This is a genomic window from Pseudomonas sp. IT-232MI5, from assembly GCF_949767845.1.
Lineage (GTDB): Bacteria > Pseudomonadota > Gammaproteobacteria > Pseudomonadales > Pseudomonadaceae > Aquipseudomonas.
Genome location: NZ_CATKQE010000059.1, coordinates 16,276 through 39,628 on the forward strand (window position 1 = coordinate 16,276; position 23,353 = coordinate 39,628).

The window sequence follows — 23,353 nt, forward strand, 5'->3', positions numbered from 1 at the left end:
TGTAGGAGTGCTTTCAGTGAGGGAGGATGTATTTCTCGATGGCCTGGGCGACGCCGTCTTCGGTGTTCGGCGCGGTGACCACGTCAGCCTGACGCTTTACCGCCTCCTCCGCCTGCCCCATGGCAATCGACAATCCCGCGCAATGAAACATCGCCGGGTCGTTGCCGCCATCACCGATGGCCGCTGTCTGTTCCAGTGGAATCCCGAGATGCGCGGCCAGGGTCGCCAGTGCGGTGCCTTTGTTGGCCTCCAGCGCCGTGACATCGAGATACACCGGTTGCGAGCGTGACACTTGTGCCATGCCATTGACTTTGGGCAACAGGCGCGCCTCCAGTTCAATCAACAGTTCAGTGTTGTTACTGGTCGCGACAATCTTGTCGATACGCTCCAGATAGGGCTCGAAACTCTCCACCACCACCGGCGGATAACCGAGGCCATGCTGTTCGCGCGGCACCATCGGCCCGTGCGGATCCTTGAGCAGCCAGTCACCGCCGCTGAACACCCAAATTTCCACATCAGGCTGATCGGCGAACGTTGCCAGGGCAATCAGCGCCGTCGTCGCCGGCAGGTAATGCGCAACCAGCAAACTGCCATCCGGATTGACGATGGTTCCACCGTTAAACGCCGCCGTCGGCAAATCAACGCCCAGGGCTTCGATCTGCTGCAACATGGCCTTCGGTGGTCTGCCCGTGGCGAGGCTGAACAGCACGCCGGCCTCACGCAAAGAACGCACCGCGTCAATGGTGCGCTGACTCAAACTGTGATCGGGCAGCAACAGTGTGCCGTCCATGTCGCTGAGCAGAAAACGGACAGGTTGTTTCGGCAAGTCACTCATCCCAAGCCATGCCAGACGCGACCATCGCGAGTCAGCAGATCTTCGGCAGCCTGCGGGCCGTCTTCACCGGCGGCGTAGGTCTGCACACTTGCATCCTGCTGCCAGGAATCAAGGAACGGTTGCACCGCACGCCAGCCATTCTCGATGTTGTCAGCACGCTGGAACAGCGTCTGATCGCCGGTCAGGCAGTCGTAGATCAGCGTTTCGTAACCGGTCGACGGCTGCATCTCGAAAAAGTCCTTGTAGGCAAAACCCAGTTCGATGTTGGCCATGTTCAACGCCGGCCCCGGCCGTTTAGCCAGCAGGTCGAACCACATGCCTTCGTTCGGCTGGATCTGAATACGCAGGTAGGTCGGCTGTAATTCGTCGACTTCGGTGTCACGGAATTGCGCGTACGGCGCCGGTTTGAAGCAGATGACGATCTCGGTGTCGCGCACGCTCATGCGTTTGCCGGTGCGCAGGTAGAACGGCACGCCGACCCAGCGCCAGTTGTCGATCATCACCTTGAGTGCGACGTAGGTTTCTGTGTTGCTGTCAGGCGAAACGTTGGCCTCCTGGCGATAGCCGTTCAGCGACTTGCCATCGACTTCGCCGGCGCTGTACTGGCCACGAACCGAGTTGGCCCGTGCCTCTTCAGTTGTCCAGGGACGAATCGCGCCAACCACTTTGGCCTTCTCACCGCGAACCGCGTCGGCGCCGAATGCCGCCGGCGGCTCCATGGCTACCATGGCGAGCAACTGGAACAGGTGATTGGGCACCATGTCACGCAGGGCGCCGGTGTGTTCGTAAAAACTGCCACGGGTTTCGACGCCGACGGTTTCGGCGGCGGTAATCTGCACGTGGTCGATGTAGTGATTGTTCCAGAACGCTTCGAAGAGGCTGTTGGAGAACCGGCTGACCAGAATGTTCTGCACGGTTTCCTTGCCCAGATAATGGTCGATCCGATAGATCTGCTTCTCGGACATCACCTTGAGCAAACAGGCGTTCAACGCTTCGGCAGTTTGCAGATCGGAGCCGAACGGCTTCTCGATCACCACCCTTCTGAAAGCCTCAGGGGTTTCTTCGAGCAGTTTCGCGGCGCCCAGTCGGCGCACCACTTCACTGAAGAAACGCGGCGCGGTGGCCAGGTAGAACACCGCATTGCCGGTGCCACTGTCGGCGATTTTCGCCGCCAGCGCGGAATAAGTGCTGTCGTCCAGGAAGTCGCCCTGGACGTAGCTGATACCTTTGGCGAGCTTGGCCCACAAGGCCGGATCCAGCATCTGATCGCCCTTGCCGACTTTTGCCGCCACTTCGGTACGGATGAAGTCTTCGAGCTTCTGCGCAAAGGCCTCATCGGTAATGGCGTTGTGGTCAACGCCAACGATCCGCAGATTTTCGTCAAGCAAGCCGTCGCGACTGAGGTTGTACAGCGCCGGCATCAGCAAGCGCTTGACCAGGTCGCCGTGGGCACCGAACAGAAACAGCGTGGTCGGTGGTGCGGGTTCTGCCTTGGATTTTCTGCGGATCGTATGGGTCATTTCTTCGGTGTCTCCACGTGGCCGCCGAAGCCGAAGCGCTGGGCCGAAAGAATCTTGTCGCCAAAGGTGCCCTGGCCGCGCGAGCGGTAGCGCGAGAACAGCGAGTTCGACAGCACCGGTACCGGCACCGCTTGTTCCATGGCCGCTTCGATGGTCCATTGACCTTCGCCGCTGTCGGCAACAGAGCCGGAGAAGCCGTCGAGTTTCGGATCGCTGGCCAGTGCATCAGCGGTCAGGTCGAGCAACCACGAGGACACCACGCTGCCACGACGCCAGACCTCGGCGATGTCAGCCACGTTCAGATCAAAACGCTGATCTTCCGGCAGGCGCTCGCTGGACTTGGTCTTGAGGATGTCGAAGCCCTCGGCGAACGCGGCCATCATGCCGTACTCGATACCGTTGTGAATCATCTTCACAAAGTGCCCGGCACCGGCGGGACCGGCGTGAATGTAGCCATGTTCGGCGCGGTGGTCGTCGGACTTGCGATCCTTGGTGCGCGGGATGTCACCCATGCCCGGCGCCAGTGCGGCGAACAACGGGTCGAGGCGCTGCACGGTTTCAGCGTCGCCGCCGATCATCATGCAATAGCCGCGCTCCAGACCCCAGACGCCGCCGGAAGTACCGACGTCGATGTAGTGCAGGCCCTTCTCGGCCAGGGTCTTGGCCCGGCGAATGTCATCCTTATAGTTGGTGTTGCCGCCGTCGATGATGGTGTCGCCGGCTTCGAGCAAAGTGCTCAGGGTGTTGATGGTGTCTTCGGTTGGCGCGCCGGCCGGCAGCATGACCCAGACCGCACGCGGTTTGGCCAGGCCGGCAACCAGTGCCGGCAAGTCGGCGACGCCGGTGGAGCCCTCGGCGACCAGGTTATCGATGAAAGCGGTATTGCGGTCGTAAACAACGGTGGTGTGACCGTTGAGCATCAGACGTCGCGCAATATTGCCGCCCATGCGGCCCAGTCCAATAATCCCGAGTTGCATGTGCTGATGCTCCTTACTACAAATAAATGTGTGTCATTGGTTATAGCCCAACGCGACTGATGGAGGTTAGTCCAGAGCGTTGCGATGAAGTTTCCGGGCATTGTGCCCGAATCAGACTGATAACGCCCCGAAACGTGGCGAAGACACACCGACCATGAAAAATAAAAAAGTTCCATTCACGGGCAAAAGAAATCAAAATCGGCGCCGATAGTAGATCAGTACCCCAAATGGGGACGACCTACAGTTGATGCACGCCATTTGCGAGGTGAGCAATGGGCACAGTACACACAGCAATGCCGCCACAAACCCTGTACGTGACAATCCGTCGCGATGAATTGCGTCAGTTGAAAGACGAACGCGACCAGTTGAAGCAGGAGCTGGCGCAGCTGCGCCTGTTGACCCAAGGTGTGCAACCGCAACCTTTGCCGGTCGTTCAGCGTCATCCCCACGCTTGATCCCCCGCCTGATTCGGGAACGGCCGCCGCTGTTCCCGACATGATGCATCGCTGCCCGCTTCGCTATAGATCAAAGGCAGCAACTCACAAACTTTTCACATTCTCTTCGTAATACTCCGCCCCATTCTGGCCGTACCTGCGCGTACGGCTTCCGTTCGTCGGCTTCATGGATGTTCCGGCGGTGGTTGTAACGAGTGAGCTGGAGCGCCGAATGGCATTGTTCAAACGCAGCAAAACGACTGCGACAGGTTTCGACTGGGCCGGTTTTCTCTGGCTGTTTGTATTCTTCTGGTACTTCTCGGGTATCACCCAACTGCTGATTCAGCTGACTGGCACCTCGGGCTTTACCGGGTTCCGTCAGGCGTTCGTCATGAGCGCGATCTGGCTGGCGCCGATGTTGCTGTTCCCCAAACGCACCAAACTGCTCGCCGCGATCATTGGCGTGGTGCTGTGGGCCTGCTCGATGGCCAGCCTGGGCTACTTCTTCATCTATGAGCAGGAATTCTCCCAGAGCGTCATCTTCATCATGTTCGAGTCGAACATCTCTGAAGCTGGCGAGTACATGACCCAGTACTTTGCCTGGTGGATGGTGCCGGCGTTCCTCGCCCATACCGCGTTCGCCTATTTCCTGTGGACACGCCTGCGCCCGGTGTACATGCCCCGAGGTCGTGCGCTGGTGGCGGCAACCGCGATCGTGATCGCTGTAGTCGGTTACCCGCTGGTCAAACAGACCCTGCGCATGGGCACCTTCGCCCAAGGCTTCGAAAAATTCGAAACCCGCATCGAGCCTGCAGTGCCTTGGCAAATGGTTGTCGCTTATCACCGTTATCAGGAAACCCTCGCCGACATGCAGGGCATGCTGCACAACGTGAGCAAGATCCCGCCACTGAAAAACCTTCAGGACGCCTCGGCCGATCAGCCGAAGACTCTGGTACTGGTCATCGGTGAATCGACCAACCGTCAGCGCATGAGCCTCTACGGCTATCAGCGCAACACCACGCCGGAACTGGACAAGCTCAAGGATCAACTGGCGGTGTTCGACAACGTCGTCACCCCGCGCCCGTACACCATCGAAGCGTTGCAGCAGGTGCTGACCTTCGCTGACGAAGAGCATCCGGATCTGTACCTGTCGACGCCGTCGCTGGTCAGCATGATGAAACAGGCCGGTTACAAGACCTTCTGGATCACCAATCAGCAGACCATGACCAAGCGCAACACCATGCTCACGACCTTCTCCGAGCAGGCCGACGAGCAGGTGTACCTGAACAACAACCGCAACCAGAACGCCGCGCAATACGATGGCGACGTGATCGAGCCGTTCAACAAGGCGCTGGCTGACGCGGCACCGCGCAAGCTGATCGTCGTGCATTTGCTCGGCACACACATGAGCTACCAGTACCGCTATCCGCCAACGTTCGACAAGTTTCAGGATCGCAACGGCGTGCCACCGGGTGTGCGTGACGACCAGGTACCGACCTACAACAGCTACGACAACGCCGTGCTGTACAACGACTTTGTCGTTTCGAGTCTGATCAAGGATTACGCCAAATCCGATCCGAACGGTTTCCTGTTGTACCTCTCCGACCACGGTGAAGACGTGTTCGACTCGGTGGGCCACAAGACCTTGGGCCGCAACGAAAACAAACCGACCGCGCCGATGTACACCATCCCGTTCATGGCCTGGGCTTCGCCGAAGTGGAAAGCCAGCCACGACTGGAACTTTGCCGGAGATCTGGATCGCCCGTACAGCAGCTCGCACCTCATCCATACCTGGGCCGACCTGGCCGGTTTGAGCTTCGATGAACTCGACCGCAGCAAGAGCCTGGTCAGCGACAGCTTCAAGGCGCGGCCACTACTGATCGGCGACCCGTACCAGACCGAGCAGCGCGCGCTGATCGACTTCAGTTTGATGAAGCCGAAGAAACCCGATAACGCCGTCGCCGACGCGGCGGAGCAGTAACACCGAAGGGGCCTGAAACGGCCCCTTTTTCATGTCCACTGCTAGCGAAGGACTGATCGCCATAAACCAAAGGTGCCGATGTGCAGCAACTGGCCCACACGGCGGTGATGTGGTTGAGCGATGGCTGGTTGTAGTTGCCATTTAAACTCCGGTGTTTAAAAGACACCTCCAGACACGCCTTCGAGGCTACACATCCTTGCGCCATTGCCTACAGCTACGCCAGAATCCGCCGGCTTGTGCGCTTTGGGGGCGGGTTCTATTGTGGGTCGGTCGCTGACGAATCAGCGATCGGGTTTAGCAGCTCGGCAATTTTCAAGGCACGCGAGTTTCGCCAGTACGTTATGGCGGCTATGCGTGGGGCACTTCGGTGCGCCGGGATCCTTGAGCCTGGTCTGCTAACCCGCGTACAGCCGCCACCCTATCCGTTTAGCAGCGATGGATGACGGCTCCATATCTCAAGGAGCTTTACCGATGATCAAACCAACACCAAACCCACCCGAAACCGACCTCGCCTCCCCCTACGAATCCCTCGACTCAAAAAAACTCAACGACGCCGCCGAACGCGCGCTCGATCACTACCTCTGCCCACCCGGCTCTACCCCTCCGCCACGCAAAACCCGCCGGATGTACGCCGTCACTGCGGACTTCAAAAACGAGGAACTGCTGGCCGATGCCAGCGAAACACTCGCCTCAGCCAGAACCATCGCTCATGACTTCGCCCACCTCATACCCGCGTCACAGCGCAGGACGCTGCTGGGTATCGCGCAACTGATCATGCTCGGTGAACTGGCGGTGAATCGAGTGATGGATAATCTGCAGTTGCCGCAGTAGCGGGCCTCTATGATCGTTCCCACGCTCTGCGTGGGAATGCCTCAACGGACGCTCCGCGTTCGGCTCTGGATGGGACGCAGAGCGTCCCTGGCTGCATTCCTTTACTGCGCGTGGGAATGATCAACATAAAAACCGTTGCCCCGTTTGAATCGTGACTAAACGGGGCCAGACCAGGTCTTTCAAGCATTCCGAACCAAAAGATCGCAGCCTTCGGCAGCTCCTACACCGGTCTATGTAGGAGCTGCCGAAGGCTGCGATCTTTTGATCTTGGCAAACTGGCGGAAGGCAGCCGGAGTCGAACCTGCCCGGGAACGGATGCCGTCCCCAACCGGGTTTGAAGCCCGGCCGCGCCACCGGGCGCGATTGCCTTCCTTGAACTCATTGTGCGTTGGCGTGGGCCAGCGCGTTGTCGGGGCGGATCTGGCGGGATTCGCCTATGCGTCGGGTCAGGCCGACGCGGTCGAAATATTCCAGATACTGAATGCAGCGTTTGCGACCCAAGCCTAGCGCATCACGGAAGGTTGTCACCTGGATCTGCGGATTTTCCCTGGCCAGTTGGAGCAACACGTTGGCCATTTGGCGCAGTTGCACGTCGCTCAAAAACAGGTCGCGCACCACTTGATGCATCAGACCGAGCCGCGCCAGTTTGCGCAGCAGCAGGCGTACGACGGCGTCGTCCTGACCGAGCATTTTCGCGATGTCGCGCAGCCATGGCGGGTCGAAACCGGCCTGTTCGAACAACGGCTGCATTCCTAGCCAGAGGTTTTCGTCCTCGGCATTCAGGCGCACCTGATGATCCGGCAAATGCAGCCACGGTCCGCTTGCCTGAATCGATCCGGCGGTGAGCAATTCATCCAGCAAACTGACAAACGTCGAGCGCTCCAATGCCAAGCCGCTGAAGCGGCGCAGGCGATCGCGATCCGGGCCCATCTGGTCGGGTTCCAGTTCATGGAACTGCGCCAGTTGCTCTAGCAGGGTGAACTTCAACTGTGCCCAGCGCTGCACGTTAAACAGCACCTGGCCTTGGCGCGTGTCGATCAGGCGTACGTTTTCCGCTAACGCCCACGTTGAGCGCGGACGATTGAACTGACGTTCGAGCCTCAGCGGGTCGAGGCCGCCCGCACTGTAGTTGAGCAACACGGGCAGGACCTGTTCGAACTCGTCGTCCGAGACCAAGGAGCGCAATTGCGCTAGACGTTCCGGGCTACGACGCTGTCGCGCCGGGGCGAACGGGTCGAGGACCTGGCCGCCGCCCAAGGTGCGTTGTGCGCTCTGGTCGCGCAGGATCAGCCGATCACCTTTCACCGCGTGCACCGGCGCATTGATCAGCAGTTGCGCGAACATGTGTTCGCCGGGACTGAGGCGCGGGCCTTCGAGCAACGCCACCCGTGCAATCACATCCTGCGTGCCGAGGTGCACGTGCACCGAGTGGAAGTGTTCGAAGGTGCGTTCACCGGGTAACAGTTGAAAGTCGATGTCGACCCGCTGCGTCGGCGCGTGCAGCCACTCGCTCAGCAGCCACTGACCGCGACGGATCTGCGCCAGTTCGAGGCGTTCGCCGGTCAGGTTCAACGCCACCCGCTGGCCGACGTAGGCCTGTTCGGCGGGTTGATTCTGCGCGTGCAAGCCACGCACGCGTAACGATTTTCCGGATGGCCCGAGGATGAGCTTGTCGCCGACGGCAACCGTGCCCGACAACGCCGTTCCGGTCACCACAATGCCGGCACCGGTAACGCTGAACGCGCGGTCGATGGCCAAGCGAAAAGCGCCTTCACGACTGCGTTCGTGCACTTCGTTTTGCGTCTGCACCAGCAGCTCGCGCAAGGCCTCAACGCCCTGTCCGCTCAGGCTCGACACGGTGAGGATCGGCGCCTCGGCAAACGGCCCCGGAGCGAGCAGGTCCAGCACCTGCCGCTGCACCTCTTCCACCCTGCCCGCCTCGGCCCGGTCGCATTTGGTGATCGCCACCAAAGCGCGCGGGATGCCGAGCAATTCGACAATCGCCAGATGCTCGCGGGTCTGCGGCATCACGCCGTCATCGGCGGCAACTACCAGCAACACCAAGTCGATGCCTTGCGCGCCGGCGAGCATGTTGTGGGTGAATTTCTCGTGGCCGGGGACGTCGATAAACCCGGTCAGGCCGGCGCCGGGTGCGAGTTCGGCATAGAGATAGCCAAGGTCGATGGTCATCCCCCGCTCGCGCTCCTGCGGGCGGCGATCGCCGGTTTGTCCGGTCAGGGCTTGCAGCAACGAGGTCTTGCCGTGGTCGATGTGCCCCGCCGTGCCGACAATCACGAATCGACCTGCAACTGCGGCAATTGCCCGAGCCACGCCGGCTCATCGTCGAGTTGGCGCAGATCCAGCCACAGTGCATCGTCGTCGATACGACCGAGCACCGGGATCGGCAAGGCGCGCAACGCCGCTTCCAGATTCAACAGGCAACGCCCGCGCAAACGCTTGGAGACTTGCGGGCGACAACACAACGCTGCACTCGGCAGACGCGCCACCGGTTGGCTGCCGCTGCCGATCATGCCCAAGGCCTCGACTGCACTGACCTGCCAGATCTCACCCAACCGTTCAGCCATCAAGGGCTGCAAGCGCAAAGCCTGGGCGAAGATCTCAGCCTGCGGGCGGGTCAACAGGCGCAGACTCGGCAGACGTTCAGCGAGGCGATCGGGATCACGATACAACCCGAGCACCGCTTCCAGCGCCGCCAAAGTCAACTTGTCCACCCGCAGCGCGCGTTTCAACGGGTTCTTCTTGATCTTCGCGATCAGCTCTTTACGCCCGACGATCAGCCCCGCCTGCGGGCCACCGAGCAATTTGTCGCCGCTGAAGGTGACGATATCCGCGCCATCCAGCAGCGCCTGACGCACTGTCGGTTCGTCCGGTAACCCCCAACGGGTCAGATCCAGCAGGCTGCCGCTGCCCAGGTCTTCCAGCAACGGCAAGCCGTGTCGATGGGCCAGCTCGGCCAGTTCAGCAGTCGGCACCCGCGCGGTAAAACCTTCGATGCTGTAGTTGCTCGCATGCACGCGCATGATCAAACCGCTGCGTGGGCTGATCGCCGCTTCGTAGTCGCGGGCATGGGTGCGATTGGTCGTGCCGACTTCGTGCAGACGCACACCGGCACGGGCCATGATGTCGGGAATGCGGAAGGCGCCGCCGATTTCGATCAGCTCGCCACGGGAAATGATGCCTTCCTTGCGCGCGCCCAAACTGTTGAGCGTCAGCAGCACGGCGGCGGCATTGTTGTTGACCACGGTGACGGCTTCGGCGCCGGTCAGTTCGCGGATCAGGCCTTCGATCAGGTCATCACGATCACCGCGTTTGCCGCTGGCCAGATCGAATTCCAGATTGAGCGGATAACGCGCGGCCATTTGCACGGCGTCGATGGCTTCGTCCGGCAACAAGGCGCGGCCCAGATTGGTGTGCAAGACGGTGCCGGTGAGGTTGAACACGCGGCGTACGTTGCTGCGCTGTTGCTGGGCCAGACGTTCACCGACGCGGCCGGCAAGCACTTCGGGGCTGATTTCGACGGCTGACAATTGCCCGTTCAACACGCCGGAACGTAGCTCATCGAGCAACTGACGCAAACTTGCCAGCAGCGACTCACGGCCGTGACGCTCAAGTAAAGGCCCACACGCAGGATGACGCAACAGACCATCAATGGAAGGTAACCGCAGGGACATCAGCCACTCCTGGAGACAGATCACTGCGCCAGAGTGTAGACGCTCAGTTCATTCGTCTCCCGGTGCCAGCAACAGATTCGGTGCCAGCCGCTGATAACCGTCCTGCGCCAGGCGCATGTCCAGCAGCAGACTGGAGATATCTGCTGATAACGCCTCGGCATCGGCATCGTTTTCCAGATACACCAGTTTCAGATAACTGTTACACCCCGGACAGACCTCCGCCCTTAACGGTGCCTGATTTGCAGCGTGGCGATCGTCCTCGAGGCTCAGATAATCAAGCCCTTTGCTCGACTCGCAATACACGCACTTGACCCGCACCACATGCCATTCGCAGGCACACAGCGAACACACCAGATAACGCAAACCATTGTGCTTGCCGCGATGGCGAATGACCCCGGCCATCGCCGGTGAACCGCACGCCGGGCATTGGCTGAGGCTGTCGCCGGGTTTAAGTTTCAAATCCAGCGCGCTGAGCAACCAATGACTCCACGCCACTTGCAGCGCCGCACCGAGAAACGGCACCAGTTGCGCGGGCACCATTGTGTATTGGCCACTGACCAGCGCCACCGCCCACGCGCGTAACTGGCCCGAACTGGCGACCCGCAACGTCGTCACCGCATCAATGACGGCAGGTTGCTCAGCAGGTTCATAACGCTGCAGCAAAGCTTCAAGGTAAGCCTGCCAGCCCTCTTCGCGCACCAACGTATCGGCGGCAAACGGCGGCAAACCATGCTGCTGACAGGCTTCAATCCGTTGTTGATCGAACGGCGCCGTCAACGGCGGATCGTCGAAGACCTGCTGCTGCACCCGGCACAATCCGGCAATCAGTCGCAGGTATTCAGCCAGCGCATGCCCCTCGGCCAGTTGCTCCAGTCGATCAGCCCGCAGCGCAAACAGGTTCGAAGGCGGCAGATGCAGAAACGGCGGCGAACTCGCCGCCGCTTCAATTTCCCCAGGTTCCAGAATGGTTGGCAAGAGTCAGCCCTTTTTGGTGATCGGTCGTTCCGGCACATCCGGTTGGCGTTCGTCGCGGGTGATGTCGCGATACCAGAGTTCATGGTGTTTCCTGGCCCAGGCGCGGCTGACCCAGCCGTGCATCATTGCGTCCACCGAACCCTTGATCCACAGCCCGGCGTAGATGTGAATGATGATGCTCAGCACCAGAATAAACCCGGCCAGTGCATGCAGGAGCATCGCCCAGCGAATCACGGTGATGCCGAAATACGCACTGAACCAGGCGCGCCAGATCACCAGCCCGGTAAACAGCAAACCGAGCATGCACAGCAGTAAAGTCCAGAACAGCAGCTTCTGCCCGGCGTTGTATTTGCCCACCGGCGGCACGCTTTCTTCATCGTTGACCAGCACCCGGTCAATGCGGCGCATCCACTTGCCGTCGTTGCTGATGAAAAAGTTGGCGCGCCAGAAACTCAGTACCAGACCGAGGAAAAACACGAACATGGCGATGCCCATGTACGGATGCAGAATCCGCGTCCACGGCCCGCCGCCGAACAGGTTGCTGAGCCAGAACAGCGACGGATGAAACAACGCCAGCCCGGACAGCCCGGCCATGAAAAACAGGATTGCCACCAGCCAGTGATTGGTGCGCTGGTTGGCGGTATAACGCAAGATCGTCTTGTTGCTCATGGCCGGTCCTCCCCGCGTGGATCGAAGGTGTGCACTGCCGGATCGACAACGTGCACCGAGGTGTCGGGTGGTGTCGGGTGTTCATCCTCTTCCACCCGATTCGGGCCGATGCGCACGTAATGGAAGAACCCGGCCAGCACCGCGGCGCCCATGGCCAACAGGCCCAAGGGTTTGCTGATGCCTTTCCACAGGCCCACCAACGGGCTGATCGCCGGATCCTGCGGCAGATTGGCGTAGATCGTTGGTGTGTCAGCGTGGTGCAACACGTACATCACATGTGTGCCGCCAACGCCTGCCGGGTCATACAGACCGGCATTCTCGAAGCCACGGCTTTTCAGGTCGACGATGCGTTCGGCAGCGTGTTCCTTCATGTCTTCCTTGGTGCCGAACACAATGGCCCCGGTCGGGCAGGTTTTCACGCAGGCCGGTTCCAGCCCTACCGCCACGCGATCGGAACACAAGGTGCACTTGTAGGCTTTGTGATCCTTCTGCGAAATGCGCGGAATGTTGAACGGGCAACCGGTGATGCAATAACCGCAACCGATGCAGTGATCCTGATCGAAATCGACGATGCCGTTAGCGTGTTTGATGATCGCGCCGGGGCTCGGGCACGCCGCCAGGCAACCGGGCTCGGCGCAGTGCATGCAGCCATCCTTGCGGATCAGCCACTCGAGGTTGCCGGCGTCGGTTTCATGCTCGGTGAAGCGCATCAACGTCCAGGTTTCGGCGCTCAGATCCTGCGGGTTGTCGTAGGTGCCGTGGTTGTGGCCGACCTCGTCGCGCAGCTCGTTCCATTCCGAGCAGGCGACCTGACAGGCCTTGCAGCCGATGCATTTGGTGGTGTCGATCAGCTTGGCCACCGCCTCCTGATTCCTCACCGATGGCGGCACGGTGGTAGTGGCCGAGCGGGCAATGATGTCTTGGCTGGCCATTTAAAGATTCTCCATTAGAGCTTCTCCACGTTGACCAGGAATGACTTGGATTCCGGGGTCTGTGTGTTGCCATCGCCGAGGAACGGCACCAAGGTGTTGGTCAGATAACCGTGACGCGTCAAACCGGTGAACCCCCAGTGCAGCGGGATGCCGATCTGATGCACGACTTGGCCGTTGACCTGCAACGGCCGGATCCTTTTCGTCACCACTGCCACCGCTTCGATAAAGCCGCGCTTGCAACTGACGCGTACGCGATCACCGGCAGCAATGCCCTTCTCTTTCGCCAGCACTTCGCCGATTTCGACGAACTGCTCCGGTTGAGCAATTGCGTTCAACTTGCAGTGCTTGCTCCAGAAGTGGAAATGCTCGGTCAACCGGTAACTGGTGCCGGCGTACGGGAAGTCCTTGGCCTCGCCGAGGGTTTCCCAGACCGAATCGAAGATCCGCGCCGCCGGGTTGCTGGTGGCTTTCTTGTTTTGCGGGTGCAGCGGGTTGATGCCGATCGGCGTTTCGAACGGCTCGTAGTGCTCGGGGAATGGTCCTTCGTTCATCTTGTCGACGGCGAAGAATCGCGCCACGCCTTCGGGGTTCATGATGAACGGGTTCATTCCGGCTTCCGGTGGTACATCGGCTTTGTAGTCCGGTACGTCGGTGCCGGTCCAGGCCTTGCCGTTCCACCACACCAGACGTTTTTTCGGATCCCACGGTTTGCCGGCGACGTCCGCCGAAGCACGGTTGTAGAGAATTCGCCGGTTGGCCGGCCAGGCCCACGCCCAGCCTTGATGCTGATGCATACCGAACGGGTCGCTGTTGTCGCGGCGGGCCATCTGGTTGCCGGCCTCGGTCCAACTGCCGGCGAAGATCCAGCAGCCAGACGCGGTGCTGCCGTCATCCTTGAGCAAGCCGAATCCGGCCAGTTGCGAGCCAGCCTTCACCGCCACACCCGTGGCGTCGGTGAAATCAGCCACGGCACTGCCGTTGATTTCCTTGGCCAGTTCCTCCGGCGAAGGCTCGTCGGGGATCTTGTACGGCCACGTCAGTTTCAACAGCGGATCGGGGAATTTGCCGCCCTCGGCCTGATAACGCTTGCGCAGGCGCAGAAACAATTCGCTCATGATGCGGATGTCGGTCTGCGCCTCGCCCGGGCCATCGGCACCTTTCCAGTGCCATTGCAGCCAGCGACTGCTGTTGACCAGCGAGCCGTCCTCTTCGGCAAAACAAGTGGTCGGCAGGCGAATGACTTCGGTCTGGATCTCGGCGCTTTTCACGTCGTTGTACGGCCCGACGTTGTGCCAGAACTCCGAAGTTTCGGTAGCCAGCGGGTCCATCACCACCAGCCATTTCAGCTTGGCCAGCGCGCCCATCACGCGGTTCTTGTCCGGTAGTGCCGCGATCGGATTGAAGCCTTGGCAGAAGTAGCCGTTGACCTTGCCCTGGCTCATCAGGTCGAACATCTTCAGGACGTCGTAGTTGGGGATGTCGAGTTTCGGCAAATGGTCGTAGCACCAATTGTTCTCGACGGTGGCGTTGGCGCCGTACCACGACTTCATCAGGCTGACGTGGAACTTGCTGTAGTTCTGCCAGTAGGAAAGCTGTCCGGGTCTAAGCGGAACCTGCGTGCGTTTGTGGATGAACTGGGCGTAATCCTGCTCCATGTCGCTGCCCAGGGTCAGGTAGCCCGGCAGTGCGTTGGAGAGTAAGCCAAGGTCGGTCAGTCCCTGAATGTTCGAGTGACCGCGCAAGGCATTGACGCCACCGCCTGGCATGCCGACGTTGCCCAGCAGCAGTTGCACCATTGCCGCGCTGCGGATGATCTGCGCGCCGATCGAGTGCTGCGTCCAGCCGAGGGCGTAGAGAATCGTCATGGTCTTGCCCGGGATCGAGCAGGTGGCGATCTCTTCCCAGATTTTCTGCATGGCGTCGACCGGCATGCCACAGATCTGGCTGGCGAGGTCGATGTTGTAGCGGCTGTAATGCTGCTTCATCAATTGATAGACGCAACGCGGATCCTGCAGAGTCGGGTCGACTCTGACGAAACCGTCCTCGCCCAGTTCGTAACCCCAGCCGGACTTGTCGGTGTAGCTGCGTTTGGCCACGTCGTACCCGCTGAAGATGCCGTCTTCGAAGCCATAGCCTGCTTTGACGATGAACGACACGTCGGTGTAGTTGCGCACGTATTCGTGCTGAATCTTGTCCTCGGTCAGCAGGTAATTGATCAAACCGCCCATGAAGGCGATGTCGGTGCCAGTGCGGATCGGCGCGTAATAGTCGGCCACCGAAGCGGTCCGGGTAAAACGCGGATCAACCACGATCAGCCGCGCAGCGTTGTGCGCCTTGGCCTCGGTTACCCATTTGAAGCCGCACGGATGCGCTTCTGCGGCGTTGCCCCCCATCACCAGGATCAGATTCGCGTTGGCGATATCGGTCCAGGTATTGGTCATGGCACCACGGCCGTACGTCGGGGCAAGACTTGCCACCGTCGGGCCGTGTCAGACACGCGCCTGGTTATCGAACCCCAGCATGCCGAGACTGCGAATCACCTTCTGGGTGATGTAACCGGCTTCGTTGGACGCCGCCGACGCGGCGAGGAACCCGGTGCTCAGCCAGCGATTCACCGTTTGCCCGTTGGCATTTTTTTCGATGAAGTTGGCGTCGCGATCGGTCTTCATCAGGTCGGCGATGCGGTCAAGCGCTTCGTCCCAACTGATCCGCGTCCATTCACTGCTGCCCGGCTTGCGGGTTTGCGGGTAGAGCAAACGGCCGGGGCTGTGAATGAAGTCGAGCAGGCCTGCGCCTTTCGGGCAGAGGGTGCCGCGGTTGACCGGGTGGTCGGCGTCGCCCTCGATGTGAATGATGCTTTGCGCTACGTTCTTCGCGGTGTCGCCCTGGCTGTACATGATCAAACCGCAGCCGACCGAGCAATACGGGCAGGTGTTGCGGGTTTCATGGGTGTGGGCAAGCTTGAAGTGGCGCACCTGCTCGGCGAAGGCTGGCGTCGGGGCCATGCCCAACGCGCCCAGGCTCGAGCCTGCAAGGCCGATACCGGCGACCTTGAAGAACTGACGACGGCTGAGATCCATCGTGCACTCCTGATCAGGTGGAACCCGGTACTGCTGCCGGGTTTTATCTGGACAATCACGGTTGCGGCAAACGTCTGCCGACCTTTTCACTGTAGACAATGACCACACGATCTGTGTGAAAACCGACCGTCGGCCGTTTGTCGGCACTCCTGCTAACAACCGCAAACCCTGTGGGAGCTGGCTTGCCAGCGATGACGTCGGCTCCTCCAACAATGATGGTGACTGACCCACCGCTATCGCTGGCAAGCCAGCTCCCACAGGGTTTGAGTGTGTTTCCAAAGGGACATGGGTTTATCATGCCCGCAGGACCAATCCCGCCTTCACGAGACCGCGCATGACTTTCGATTTTGATCAGGTATTCGACCGCCACAACACCGGCAGCACCAAGTGGAGCCGCTATTCGGCCGATGTGTTGCCGATGTGGGTCGCTGATATGGATTTCGCCGCGCCACCGGTGGTGATCGAGGCATTGCAGCAACGTTTGCTGCACCCGCTGGTGGGTTACAGCGTGGCGCAGGACAACTTGCGTGAAGCCATCGTCGCCGACCTCTGGGCCAAGTTCGCCTGGAAGGTCAAACCGCAAGAGCTGATCTTCCTGCCGGGAGTCGAGTCGGGCTTCAACATGGCTTTGAAGGCGCTGGTGCAGCCGCAGCAGAACGTTGTGGTGCAAGTGCCGAACTACCCGCCGCTGCGCCACGCGCCGGGGCATTGGGGGTTGAACAAGGTCGAGCTGGAGTTCGTCGCGCAGGCTGACGGCACTTACCTGACGCCGCTGGACGTGTTGCGTGAATCGCTGAACGGTGGCGGCGCGCTGCTGCTGAGCAACCCGCACAACCCGATCGGCAAGGTGTTTGGCCGTGAGGAACTGCAAGCGGTGGCGGATATCTGCGCGGCGCAGGACGCCTGGATCATCTCCGACGAAATCCACGCCGAACTGTGCTTCGACGGTCGCGTGCACATTCCGACCGCGTCGCTGAGCACGGAGATCGCCGAGCGCACCATCACCCTGATGTCGGCGAGCAAGGCGTACAACATTGCCGGCCTGAAGACCTCGTTCATGATCATCCAGAACACCGCCCTGCGCGAACGCGTCAACCACGCCCGTTGCGGCATGGTCGACAGCGTCAATCCGCTGGGCATGGAAGCCACGCGCGTGGCTTACAGCGAAGGTGGACCGTGGCTGGCCGAGCTGAAAACCTACCTGCAAGCCAATCGCGACTGGCTGGTTGAAGCGGTGCGCAGCCGCTTGCCTGGCGTGACCATCAATGTGCCGCAGGGCACGTATCTGGCGTGGCTGGATTGCTCGGCGCTGGACCTGGACAACCCGCAGCAGTTCTTCCTCGAGCAGGGCAAAGTCGGGCTGAGCCCGGGTCTGGACTTCGGCGATCAACACCAGCAGTTCGTGCGCCTGAACTTTGGCTGCCCGCGCTCACTGCTGGAAGAAGGCATCGCCCGCATGGAGCGCGCCCTGACTCAGCGCAACACCTGAAAACACCACTAAACCCTGTGGGAGCTGGCTTGCCAGCGATAGCGGTCTGACATTCAACATTAATGTCGACTGATACATTGCTATCGCTGGCAAGCCAGCTCCCACAGGTTCTTTATTCAGTCTGAAGACCTGCGTAAATCCGATCGAACTCACGGCAAACACACCGGGTCAACCGCCCATACCTGCCCTGAGACCTCGGAGACCCGCGATGACCGACTATCCAAAACCACCCTTCCCCGCACAAGCCCAGGCCGTTCCCGGTTCGCAAGGCAAAATGCAGCCCTACCCCGACTGCGGCGAGCAAAGCTACGTCGGCTCCGGGCGGCTGGCCGGCAAGATCGCCCTCATCACCGGCGCCGACAGCGGCATCGGCCGCGCCGTGGCAATCGCCTTCGCCCGTGAAGGCGCCGATGTTGCCGTCGCCTACTTGAATGAACATGAAGACGCCAAGGAAACCGCGCGCTGGGTCGAACAGGCCGGGCGCCAATGCCTGCTGTTGCCGGGCGACATCGCGCAAAAAGCCCATTGCCAGGCCTTGGTCGACAAGACCGTTGAACGCTTCGGCCGCATCGATGTGCTGGTCAACAACGCCGCGTTCCAGATGACACACGAAACTTTCGAAGAAATCCCCGACGAGGAATGGGTGATGACCTTCGACGTCAACATCACCGCAATCTTCCGCTTGTGTCAGGCCGCGATCAAACATATGCGTGCCGGCGCGTCGATCATCAACACCAGTTCGATCAACTCGGACATGCCCAAACCCACCCTGCTCGCCTACGCCACCACCAAAGGCGCGATTGCCAACTTCACCGGCGGTCTGGCGCAGATGCTCGGGCCGAAAGAGATTCGCGTGAACTGCGTGGCACCGGGGCCGATCTGGACGCCGTTGATTGTCTCGACCATGCCCGATGAAGAAGTGCAGAACTTCGGCGGCAACACCCCGCTCGGCCGCCCCGGGCAACCGGTTGAAGTGGCGCCGATCTACGTGCTGCTGGCCTCGGACGAAGCCAGTTACATCACCGGCCAGCGCTATGGCGTGACCGGTGGTAAACCGATGTTGTGATGACGCCTTCGCCAACGCCTACAGTACAACTGAAGGCCCATTGAACACGGTGCGATTGCCGTCAGATCAAACATTTGAGGGCGGCAGATCATGAGTTTTATCGTGTGGGTCGCCGTACTCGGCGCCGTCCTGCTGACCCTGGCACTGACCTCGTCGTATCTGCGCTGGATGCCGGTGACCACGTCAGCAGTTTGCTTGTTGCTGGGGATAGGCATCGGCCCCAGTGGCCTCGATCTGCTGAAGTTATCCCTGGAAGACGCCTCGCTGTGGATGGAGCACCTGACGGAAGTCGCGGTGCTCTTCTCCCTGTTCGTCTGCGGCCTGAAGCTGCGCCTGCCGCTGAGTGACAAACGTTGGCGAATCGCCTTTGGCCTCGCCGGGCCAGTGATGGTGCTGACCATTGCCGGGGTTTGTCTGCTGCTGCACTTTGCGTTGAGCTTGCCCTGGGGGCCGTCGCTGTTGATCGGCGCGATTCTGGCACCGACCGATCCGGTGCTGGCGGCGCTGGTGCAGGTCAACGATGCGCGGGATGTCGACAGCGTGCGTTTCGGCCTGTCGGGTGAGGCCGGGCTGAATGACGGGGTGGCCTTTCCGTTTGTGATTCTCGGTTTGTTGTTGATCCACGGTGACGGCTCTGCCGCCGAGTGGCAGGGCTGGGTTCTGCGCAATTTATTGTGGGCGGTGCCCGCAGGATTGCTCACCGGTTACTGGATGGGGCGCGGTATCGGTCGGGTGACGCTTTCGCTACGTATCCGCAATGACGACAGCACGCTCAGTCCGAATGACTATCTGGCGTTGTCACTGATCGCCTTGGCCTATGTCGTCGCCGAGGCGATTGGCGGCTATGGCTTTCTGTCGGTGTTTGCTGCCGGGCTGGGCCTGCGTCAGGTCGAAGTGAAATCCACCGGCGCAGGGCAGCCACCCGCCGAGCATCTGGTGCAACCAGTGGTCGGCCACCAGAACGTCGAGCCGCGGCACGCGGTGCACGGCGACACGGAACGGCTGGAGAGTGACCAGGTCGCCGCCGGCATCATGATGGGCGACATGCTGTCATTCGGCGGTCTGGTCGAGCGCGCCATGGAAGTGTTTCTGGTAACCCTGCTCGGCGTGGTGCTAGTGGCGCATTGGGATTGGCGGGCGTTACTGGTGGGCGGCGTGCTGTTCTGCCTGATCCGCCCGGCCTGCGTTGCGTTGATGCCTTGGGGCGCATTGCTGGAGGGACGCCAACGGCTGTTGATTGGTTGGTTCGGCATTCGCGGGATCGGTAGCCTGTTCTATCTGTTTTACGGCTTGAATCACGGGCTGACCGATAGCGTCGCCACCTTGTGTACCGACCTGACCTTGTCGGTGGTGGCACTGAGCATTTTGCTGCATGGCATCAGCACACAACCGATCCTCGCTCGCTATGAGCAGCACAAGAAACAAAAATCCTGATTTTTAATCCCGAGTTTTATCGACTAATTGATCGAACATTTTTCTGTAAAAAAATGGATCCCTGCTTAATCACCGGCAGTCACAAGCATAACCCCTCGCCGGATACGTCCGGCGAGGCCCGGCAGGTTCGGTTCCCCTGCGGCGCTACGCCTATGAAACGGAATCCTTGAAGAAAAAGGTCACGGTCATGAAAGAATGCTCGACTCCTGCGCAAATCAAGGCTTGCAGAGCACTGGCTCTGGAACGCAATCGTCAATTGTTCGATAACGCCCACACCCTCAATCGAGCGGCCAATGCGCTGCTTGACGTGGCCGATCTGGACATTGAGCAGTTTGAGCGCTACCGCGCACTGCGCAAGAAAGCCGACTCGATGTTTGAAGACGCCATCGACCATTTGTGCGTCCTGAACGAGGACTTCCCACCGATCCCGATGTCCTCGCAAAACTCAATGGCGCTGCGTCGAGAGCTTGAAACTGTGGAGTGAGGCAGAAAAGCCCCTCACCCTAGCCCTCTCCCAGAGGGAGAGGGAACTGACCGAGGTGAATGGTCGGGATACGCCGACTTGAGATACCGAGTCGAACGCGGATTTTTGAATACGACGAGGACCGGCTCACTACGGTGCGAACCTTGACAGCACCTCACCCTAGCCCTCTCCCAGAGGGAGAGGGCTAGGGTGAGGTGGATGGTTGAGGTACGCCGACCTGAGATTCCGAGTTGAACGCGAACTTTGGCCTGAGGTACCGAGCCGAACGCAGATTTTGAACAGCACAAAAATCTGCTCCCTTCCCCCTCGCCCCCTTGGGGGAGAGGGCTGGGGTGAGGGGGATCGATCTGAATGGCAACACAAAATCCAAGCGAATGAAAAAGCCCGGCCACATAGGCCGGGCTCTTCCAGAGCTGCCCATCACCCCCCAGGATTGGTCACCTGAATAAACACCGCATAACTCCCCAGCAACACCCAGAACGTTGCAAAAATCCACGGCGTGCGTACCGAAAACAGCAGCGACTTGCGATAACCCTTGTGGCTCGATTCCATCTCGCTGAACAGCGGCGACTCGTCATACGCCAGGCCCATCAGCGGTTCGCTGTGGAGCAAGTGGCTCTGCTTGAAATGCCAGTGATCGATGATGTCGTACGCCGCGCGAATCCCCGGCCAGGCGTTCAGCGAGCTAAGCAACCCGAGGAGTGCCAGAAACGGTGGTACCACCAGCGTGAACAACTTGCCCCACTCCGGGTTGAGGTTGGCCATGCAGGACGCAAAGGCGATCACCAGAAACGATTGCGCCGCCAGATAGGCGTCGGTGCGGTTGGCGAGGATGCTGGTTTCGTACTGGATCTCCCGCCGATAGAAATCCAGCCGTTCCTTGGGTGAGCCGAACATTTTGGCGTTATGTTCGGTCAGGGTTTCTTCAGCAGTGGGCTCGGTCAGTATGCGAGACAAAAAGTGCATGCTCCGGGGTGGGGAAAACCTTTAGAAGTCCCCGTTGGCGCGCAAGTTCAGACGGATTGACCGACGTTTTATTTCATCGACTGAGCAATGATTGCCACCAGATTCATTTGCGTGAACGGCTTGGGCAGCCGTGGCAGTTGCGCGGCAAAACCTTCCAGACGCTCGGCGTAACCGGTGGCCAGGATGATCGGCAGATCCGGTTTGAGCACGCGCACGGCATGTGCCAGTTGTGCGCCGCTCATCTGCGGCATGGCCATGTCGGTGATCATCAGGTCGATGACCTCGCCCTGATCGAACAACGCCAGCGCCTGCGCACCGGACGTCGCACTGATCACCCGATGGCCAAGGTCTTCGAGCAGCAGACTGGTGCTGGTCAACACCAGCGAATCGTCATCCACGACCAGCACGCTCAGTCTCGACACCACCACCGGCTCGGCGTGAGGCAGCGGCGGCTTGTTGGCCGTGCCCGCAACGGCCACCGGAATCCACAGTTCCGCCGTAGTGCCCTGGGCCTTTGCACTCTTGAGGATGAAACGGCCACCGAGTTGCTCCATGAAGCCGTGGACCATCGACAGGCCCAGTCCGGTGCCCTTGCCCAGCCCTTTGGTGGTGAAGAACGGATCTCTGGCCGACGCCAGCGTGTGCTCATCCATGCCCTCCCCGCTGTCGATTACGCTGAGGCAGACATAACGCCCCGCTGGCAGGTCCGAATGCCCCAGCTCAAGCACCACTTGCGGTTCGGCAGTGATGCTCACCGTACCTCCATCGGGCATGGCGTCGCGGGCGTTGGTTGCCAGGTTAAGCAACGCCAACTCCAACTGATTGGTGTCCGCCAGCACCGGCTCGATATCTTCGGGAAACCGCGTATCGATACGAATGCCCGGCCCGAGGGAGCTGCGCAGCAACCCGGTGATGCCCTGGACCAATTGCGCGATATCCACCGATTCGGTCTTCAGTTCCTGACGGCGAGCGAACGCCAGCATGCGCTGGGTCAGCGACACGCCGCGCAAAGCGCCTTGAGTGGCGTTCTCCAGCAGGCGGCTGATTTTCGGATCATCGCCCACGCGTTTGTGCACGATCTCGAGGTTACCGAGAATCACCGTCAGCAGATTATTGAAGTCATGGGCGACGCCGCCGCTGAGTTGGCCGATGGCCTGCATCTTCTGCGCCTGGAACAGCGCTTCACGGGTTTTCTCCAGCGCTTGCTGCGCCAGGTGGGCCTCGGTGATGTCGCGGGTGATTTTGGCGAAACCGAGCAACGTGCCGGTGTCACCACGAATCGCATCGACCACCACATGAGCGAGAAACCGCGTGCCGTCCTTGCGCATGCGCCAGCTCTTGTTTTCAAAGCGGCCTTCGCGGGTGGCGATTTCCAGCGCCCGCCGCGGCTCGCCGAGTTCGCGGTCTTCGGGGGTATAGAAGATCGAAAAATGCTGGCCGATGATTTCTTCCGGCAGATAGCCCTTGATTCGCTGCGCGCCCTGGTTCCAGTTGCTGACCCGGCCTTCGGGGCTGAGCATGTAAATCGCATAATCGGTGACGCCCTGCACCAGCAAACGGAACTGCTGTTCGCTTTGCTTGAGGGTTTCCTCGGCCATCTTGCGGTCGGTCAAGTCGCGGGTGATCTTGGCGTAACCGAGCAACTTGCCGCTGGGATCAATGATCGGATCGATCACCACGTGCGACCAGAAGTTGGTGCCATCCTTGCGTACCCGCCAGCCCTCGCCTTCGAAGCGCCCTTCACGAATCGCCGTATCGAGCGCGCGTTGCGGCAGGCCGGCGGCGCGATCCTCAGCGGTATAAAAGCGGGAGAAATGTTCGCCGAGGATTTCCGCCTCTTCATAACCCTTGAAGCGTTTGGCGCCGGAATTCCAACTGGTGATGATGCCGTCGGGATCGATCATGTAGATCGCATAGTCGACCACCGCATCGATCAATAGACGAAAACGCATCTCTTCGATCGCCGCGGTCTTGTTTTTCTCGCTCAT

18 protein-coding genes and 1 tRNA gene are annotated in these 23,353 nt (G+C 60.3%); 7 read left to right on the forward strand and 12 right to left on the reverse strand.

Annotated features, from left to right (window positions below):
• Positions 1–13: 13 nt before the first annotated feature.
• The 3 genes from ACM6JQ_RS25060 to gnd are packed head-to-tail and all read right to left on the reverse strand — an operon-like array spanning position 14 to position 3,332.
• Complete coding sequence (locus ACM6JQ_RS25060) at positions 14–835, reverse strand: HAD family hydrolase (protein WP_414894835.1); 822 nt, start codon at positions 833–835, stop codon at positions 14–16.
• On the reverse strand, positions 832–2,355 hold the full coding sequence (zwf, locus tag ACM6JQ_RS25065) for a glucose-6-phosphate dehydrogenase (protein ID WP_414894836.1): 1,524 nt from the start codon (positions 2,353–2,355) through the stop codon (positions 832–834). Before zwf ends, ACM6JQ_RS25060 begins: the two co-directional genes overlap by 4 nt.
• Positions 2,352–3,332 carry a phosphogluconate dehydrogenase (NAD(+)-dependent, decarboxylating) gene (gene gnd, locus ACM6JQ_RS25070; protein WP_007914838.1) on the reverse strand — a complete coding sequence of 327 codons (981 nt, stop codon included), beginning with the start codon at positions 3,330–3,332 and terminating at the stop codon, positions 2,352–2,354. The genes zwf and gnd overlap by 4 nt, the downstream gene beginning before the upstream one ends.
• A gap of 272 nt (positions 3,333–3,604) precedes the next feature.
• On the opposite strand from gnd, the gene ACM6JQ_RS25075 reads away from it, so the two are divergent.
• From ACM6JQ_RS25075 to ACM6JQ_RS25085, 3 genes are all read left to right on the forward strand, one after another.
• Positions 3,605–3,787: a DUF6026 family protein gene (locus ACM6JQ_RS25075; protein WP_007914840.1), complete on the forward strand. Its 183-nt coding sequence runs from the start codon at positions 3,605–3,607 to the stop codon at positions 3,785–3,787.
• A 211-nt stretch (positions 3,788–3,998) separates the two neighbouring features.
• The gene (locus tag ACM6JQ_RS25080; protein WP_007914842.1) at positions 3,999–5,747 is read left to right on the forward strand and encodes a phosphoethanolamine transferase CptA; all 1,749 of its coding nucleotides are present in this window, start codon (positions 3,999–4,001) and stop codon (positions 5,745–5,747) included.
• 471 nt (positions 5,748–6,218) lie between these two features.
• On the forward strand, positions 6,219–6,578 hold the full coding sequence (locus ACM6JQ_RS25085; protein WP_095113273.1) for a DUF6124 family protein: 360 nt from the start codon (positions 6,219–6,221) through the stop codon (positions 6,576–6,578).
• A gap of 276 nt (positions 6,579–6,854) precedes the next feature.
• Here ACM6JQ_RS25085 and ACM6JQ_RS25090 read toward each other — a convergent pair.
• The 7 genes from ACM6JQ_RS25090 to fdnG all read right to left on the reverse strand — a co-directional run bounded on the left by ACM6JQ_RS25090 (position 6,855) and on the right by fdnG (position 15,926).
• Positions 6,855–6,950, reverse strand: a tRNA-Sec gene (locus ACM6JQ_RS25090).
• A 6-nt stretch (positions 6,951–6,956) separates the two neighbouring features.
• Entirely contained in the window at positions 6,957–8,873 is a 1,917-nt protein-coding gene (selB, locus tag ACM6JQ_RS25095; RefSeq protein ID WP_414894949.1) for a selenocysteine-specific translation elongation factor, read from the reverse strand.
• Positions 8,870–10,273, reverse strand: coding sequence for an L-seryl-tRNA(Sec) selenium transferase (gene selA, locus ACM6JQ_RS25100; protein WP_414894950.1), 1,404 nt, complete (start codon positions 10,271–10,273; stop codon positions 8,870–8,872). Before selA ends, selB begins: the two co-directional genes overlap by 4 nt.
• A gap of 45 nt (positions 10,274–10,318) precedes the next feature.
• Positions 10,319–11,245: a formate dehydrogenase accessory protein FdhE gene (gene fdhE / locus ACM6JQ_RS25105; RefSeq protein WP_414894837.1), complete on the reverse strand. Its 927-nt coding sequence runs from the start codon at positions 11,243–11,245 to the stop codon at positions 10,319–10,321.
• 3 nt (positions 11,246–11,248) lie between these two features.
• On the reverse strand, positions 11,249–11,914 hold the full coding sequence (locus ACM6JQ_RS25110) for a formate dehydrogenase subunit gamma (RefSeq protein WP_007914853.1): 666 nt from the start codon (positions 11,912–11,914) through the stop codon (positions 11,249–11,251).
• Positions 11,911–12,846, reverse strand: a complete 936-nt coding sequence (fdxH, locus tag ACM6JQ_RS25115) for a formate dehydrogenase subunit beta (RefSeq protein WP_008082738.1) — start codon at positions 12,844–12,846, stop codon at positions 11,911–11,913. The genes ACM6JQ_RS25110 and fdxH overlap by 4 nt, the downstream gene beginning before the upstream one ends.
• A gap of 14 nt (positions 12,847–12,860) precedes the next feature.
• Entirely contained in the window at positions 12,861–15,926 is a 3,066-nt protein-coding gene (gene fdnG, locus ACM6JQ_RS25120) for a formate dehydrogenase-N subunit alpha (protein WP_414894838.1), read from the reverse strand.
• A gap of 334 nt (positions 15,927–16,260) precedes the next feature.
• Between fdnG and ACM6JQ_RS25125 the strand changes: the two genes are divergently transcribed.
• From ACM6JQ_RS25125 to ACM6JQ_RS25140, 4 genes are all read left to right on the forward strand, one after another.
• Positions 16,261–17,415 carry a MalY/PatB family protein gene (locus ACM6JQ_RS25125; RefSeq protein WP_414894839.1) on the forward strand — a complete coding sequence of 385 codons (1,155 nt, stop codon included), beginning with the start codon at positions 16,261–16,263 and terminating at the stop codon, positions 17,413–17,415.
• Positions 17,416–17,623: 208 nt separating this feature from the next.
• A complete protein-coding gene (locus ACM6JQ_RS25130; RefSeq protein ID WP_414894840.1) occupies positions 17,624–18,481 on the forward strand; it encodes a glucose 1-dehydrogenase in 858 nt (285 codons plus the stop codon).
• Positions 18,482–18,571: 90 nt separating this feature from the next.
• The gene (locus ACM6JQ_RS25135; RefSeq protein ID WP_414894841.1) at positions 18,572–19,915 is read left to right on the forward strand and encodes a cation:proton antiporter; all 1,344 of its coding nucleotides are present in this window, start codon (positions 18,572–18,574) and stop codon (positions 19,913–19,915) included.
• Between the two features lie 187 nt (positions 19,916–20,102).
• The gene (locus ACM6JQ_RS25140) at positions 20,103–20,399 is read left to right on the forward strand and encodes a hypothetical protein (RefSeq protein ID WP_007914865.1); all 297 of its coding nucleotides are present in this window, start codon (positions 20,103–20,105) and stop codon (positions 20,397–20,399) included.
• A 420-nt stretch (positions 20,400–20,819) separates the two neighbouring features.
• Here ACM6JQ_RS25140 and ACM6JQ_RS25145 read toward each other — a convergent pair whose 3' ends face one another.
• Positions 20,820–21,356, reverse strand: coding sequence for a hypothetical protein (locus ACM6JQ_RS25145; protein WP_007914867.1), 537 nt, complete (start codon positions 21,354–21,356; stop codon positions 20,820–20,822).
• A gap of 77 nt (positions 21,357–21,433) precedes the next feature.
• Positions 21,434–23,353 (reverse strand): PAS domain S-box protein, encoded by a 1,920-nt coding sequence (locus ACM6JQ_RS25150; RefSeq protein WP_414894842.1) that lies wholly within the window; start codon positions 23,351–23,353, stop codon positions 21,434–21,436.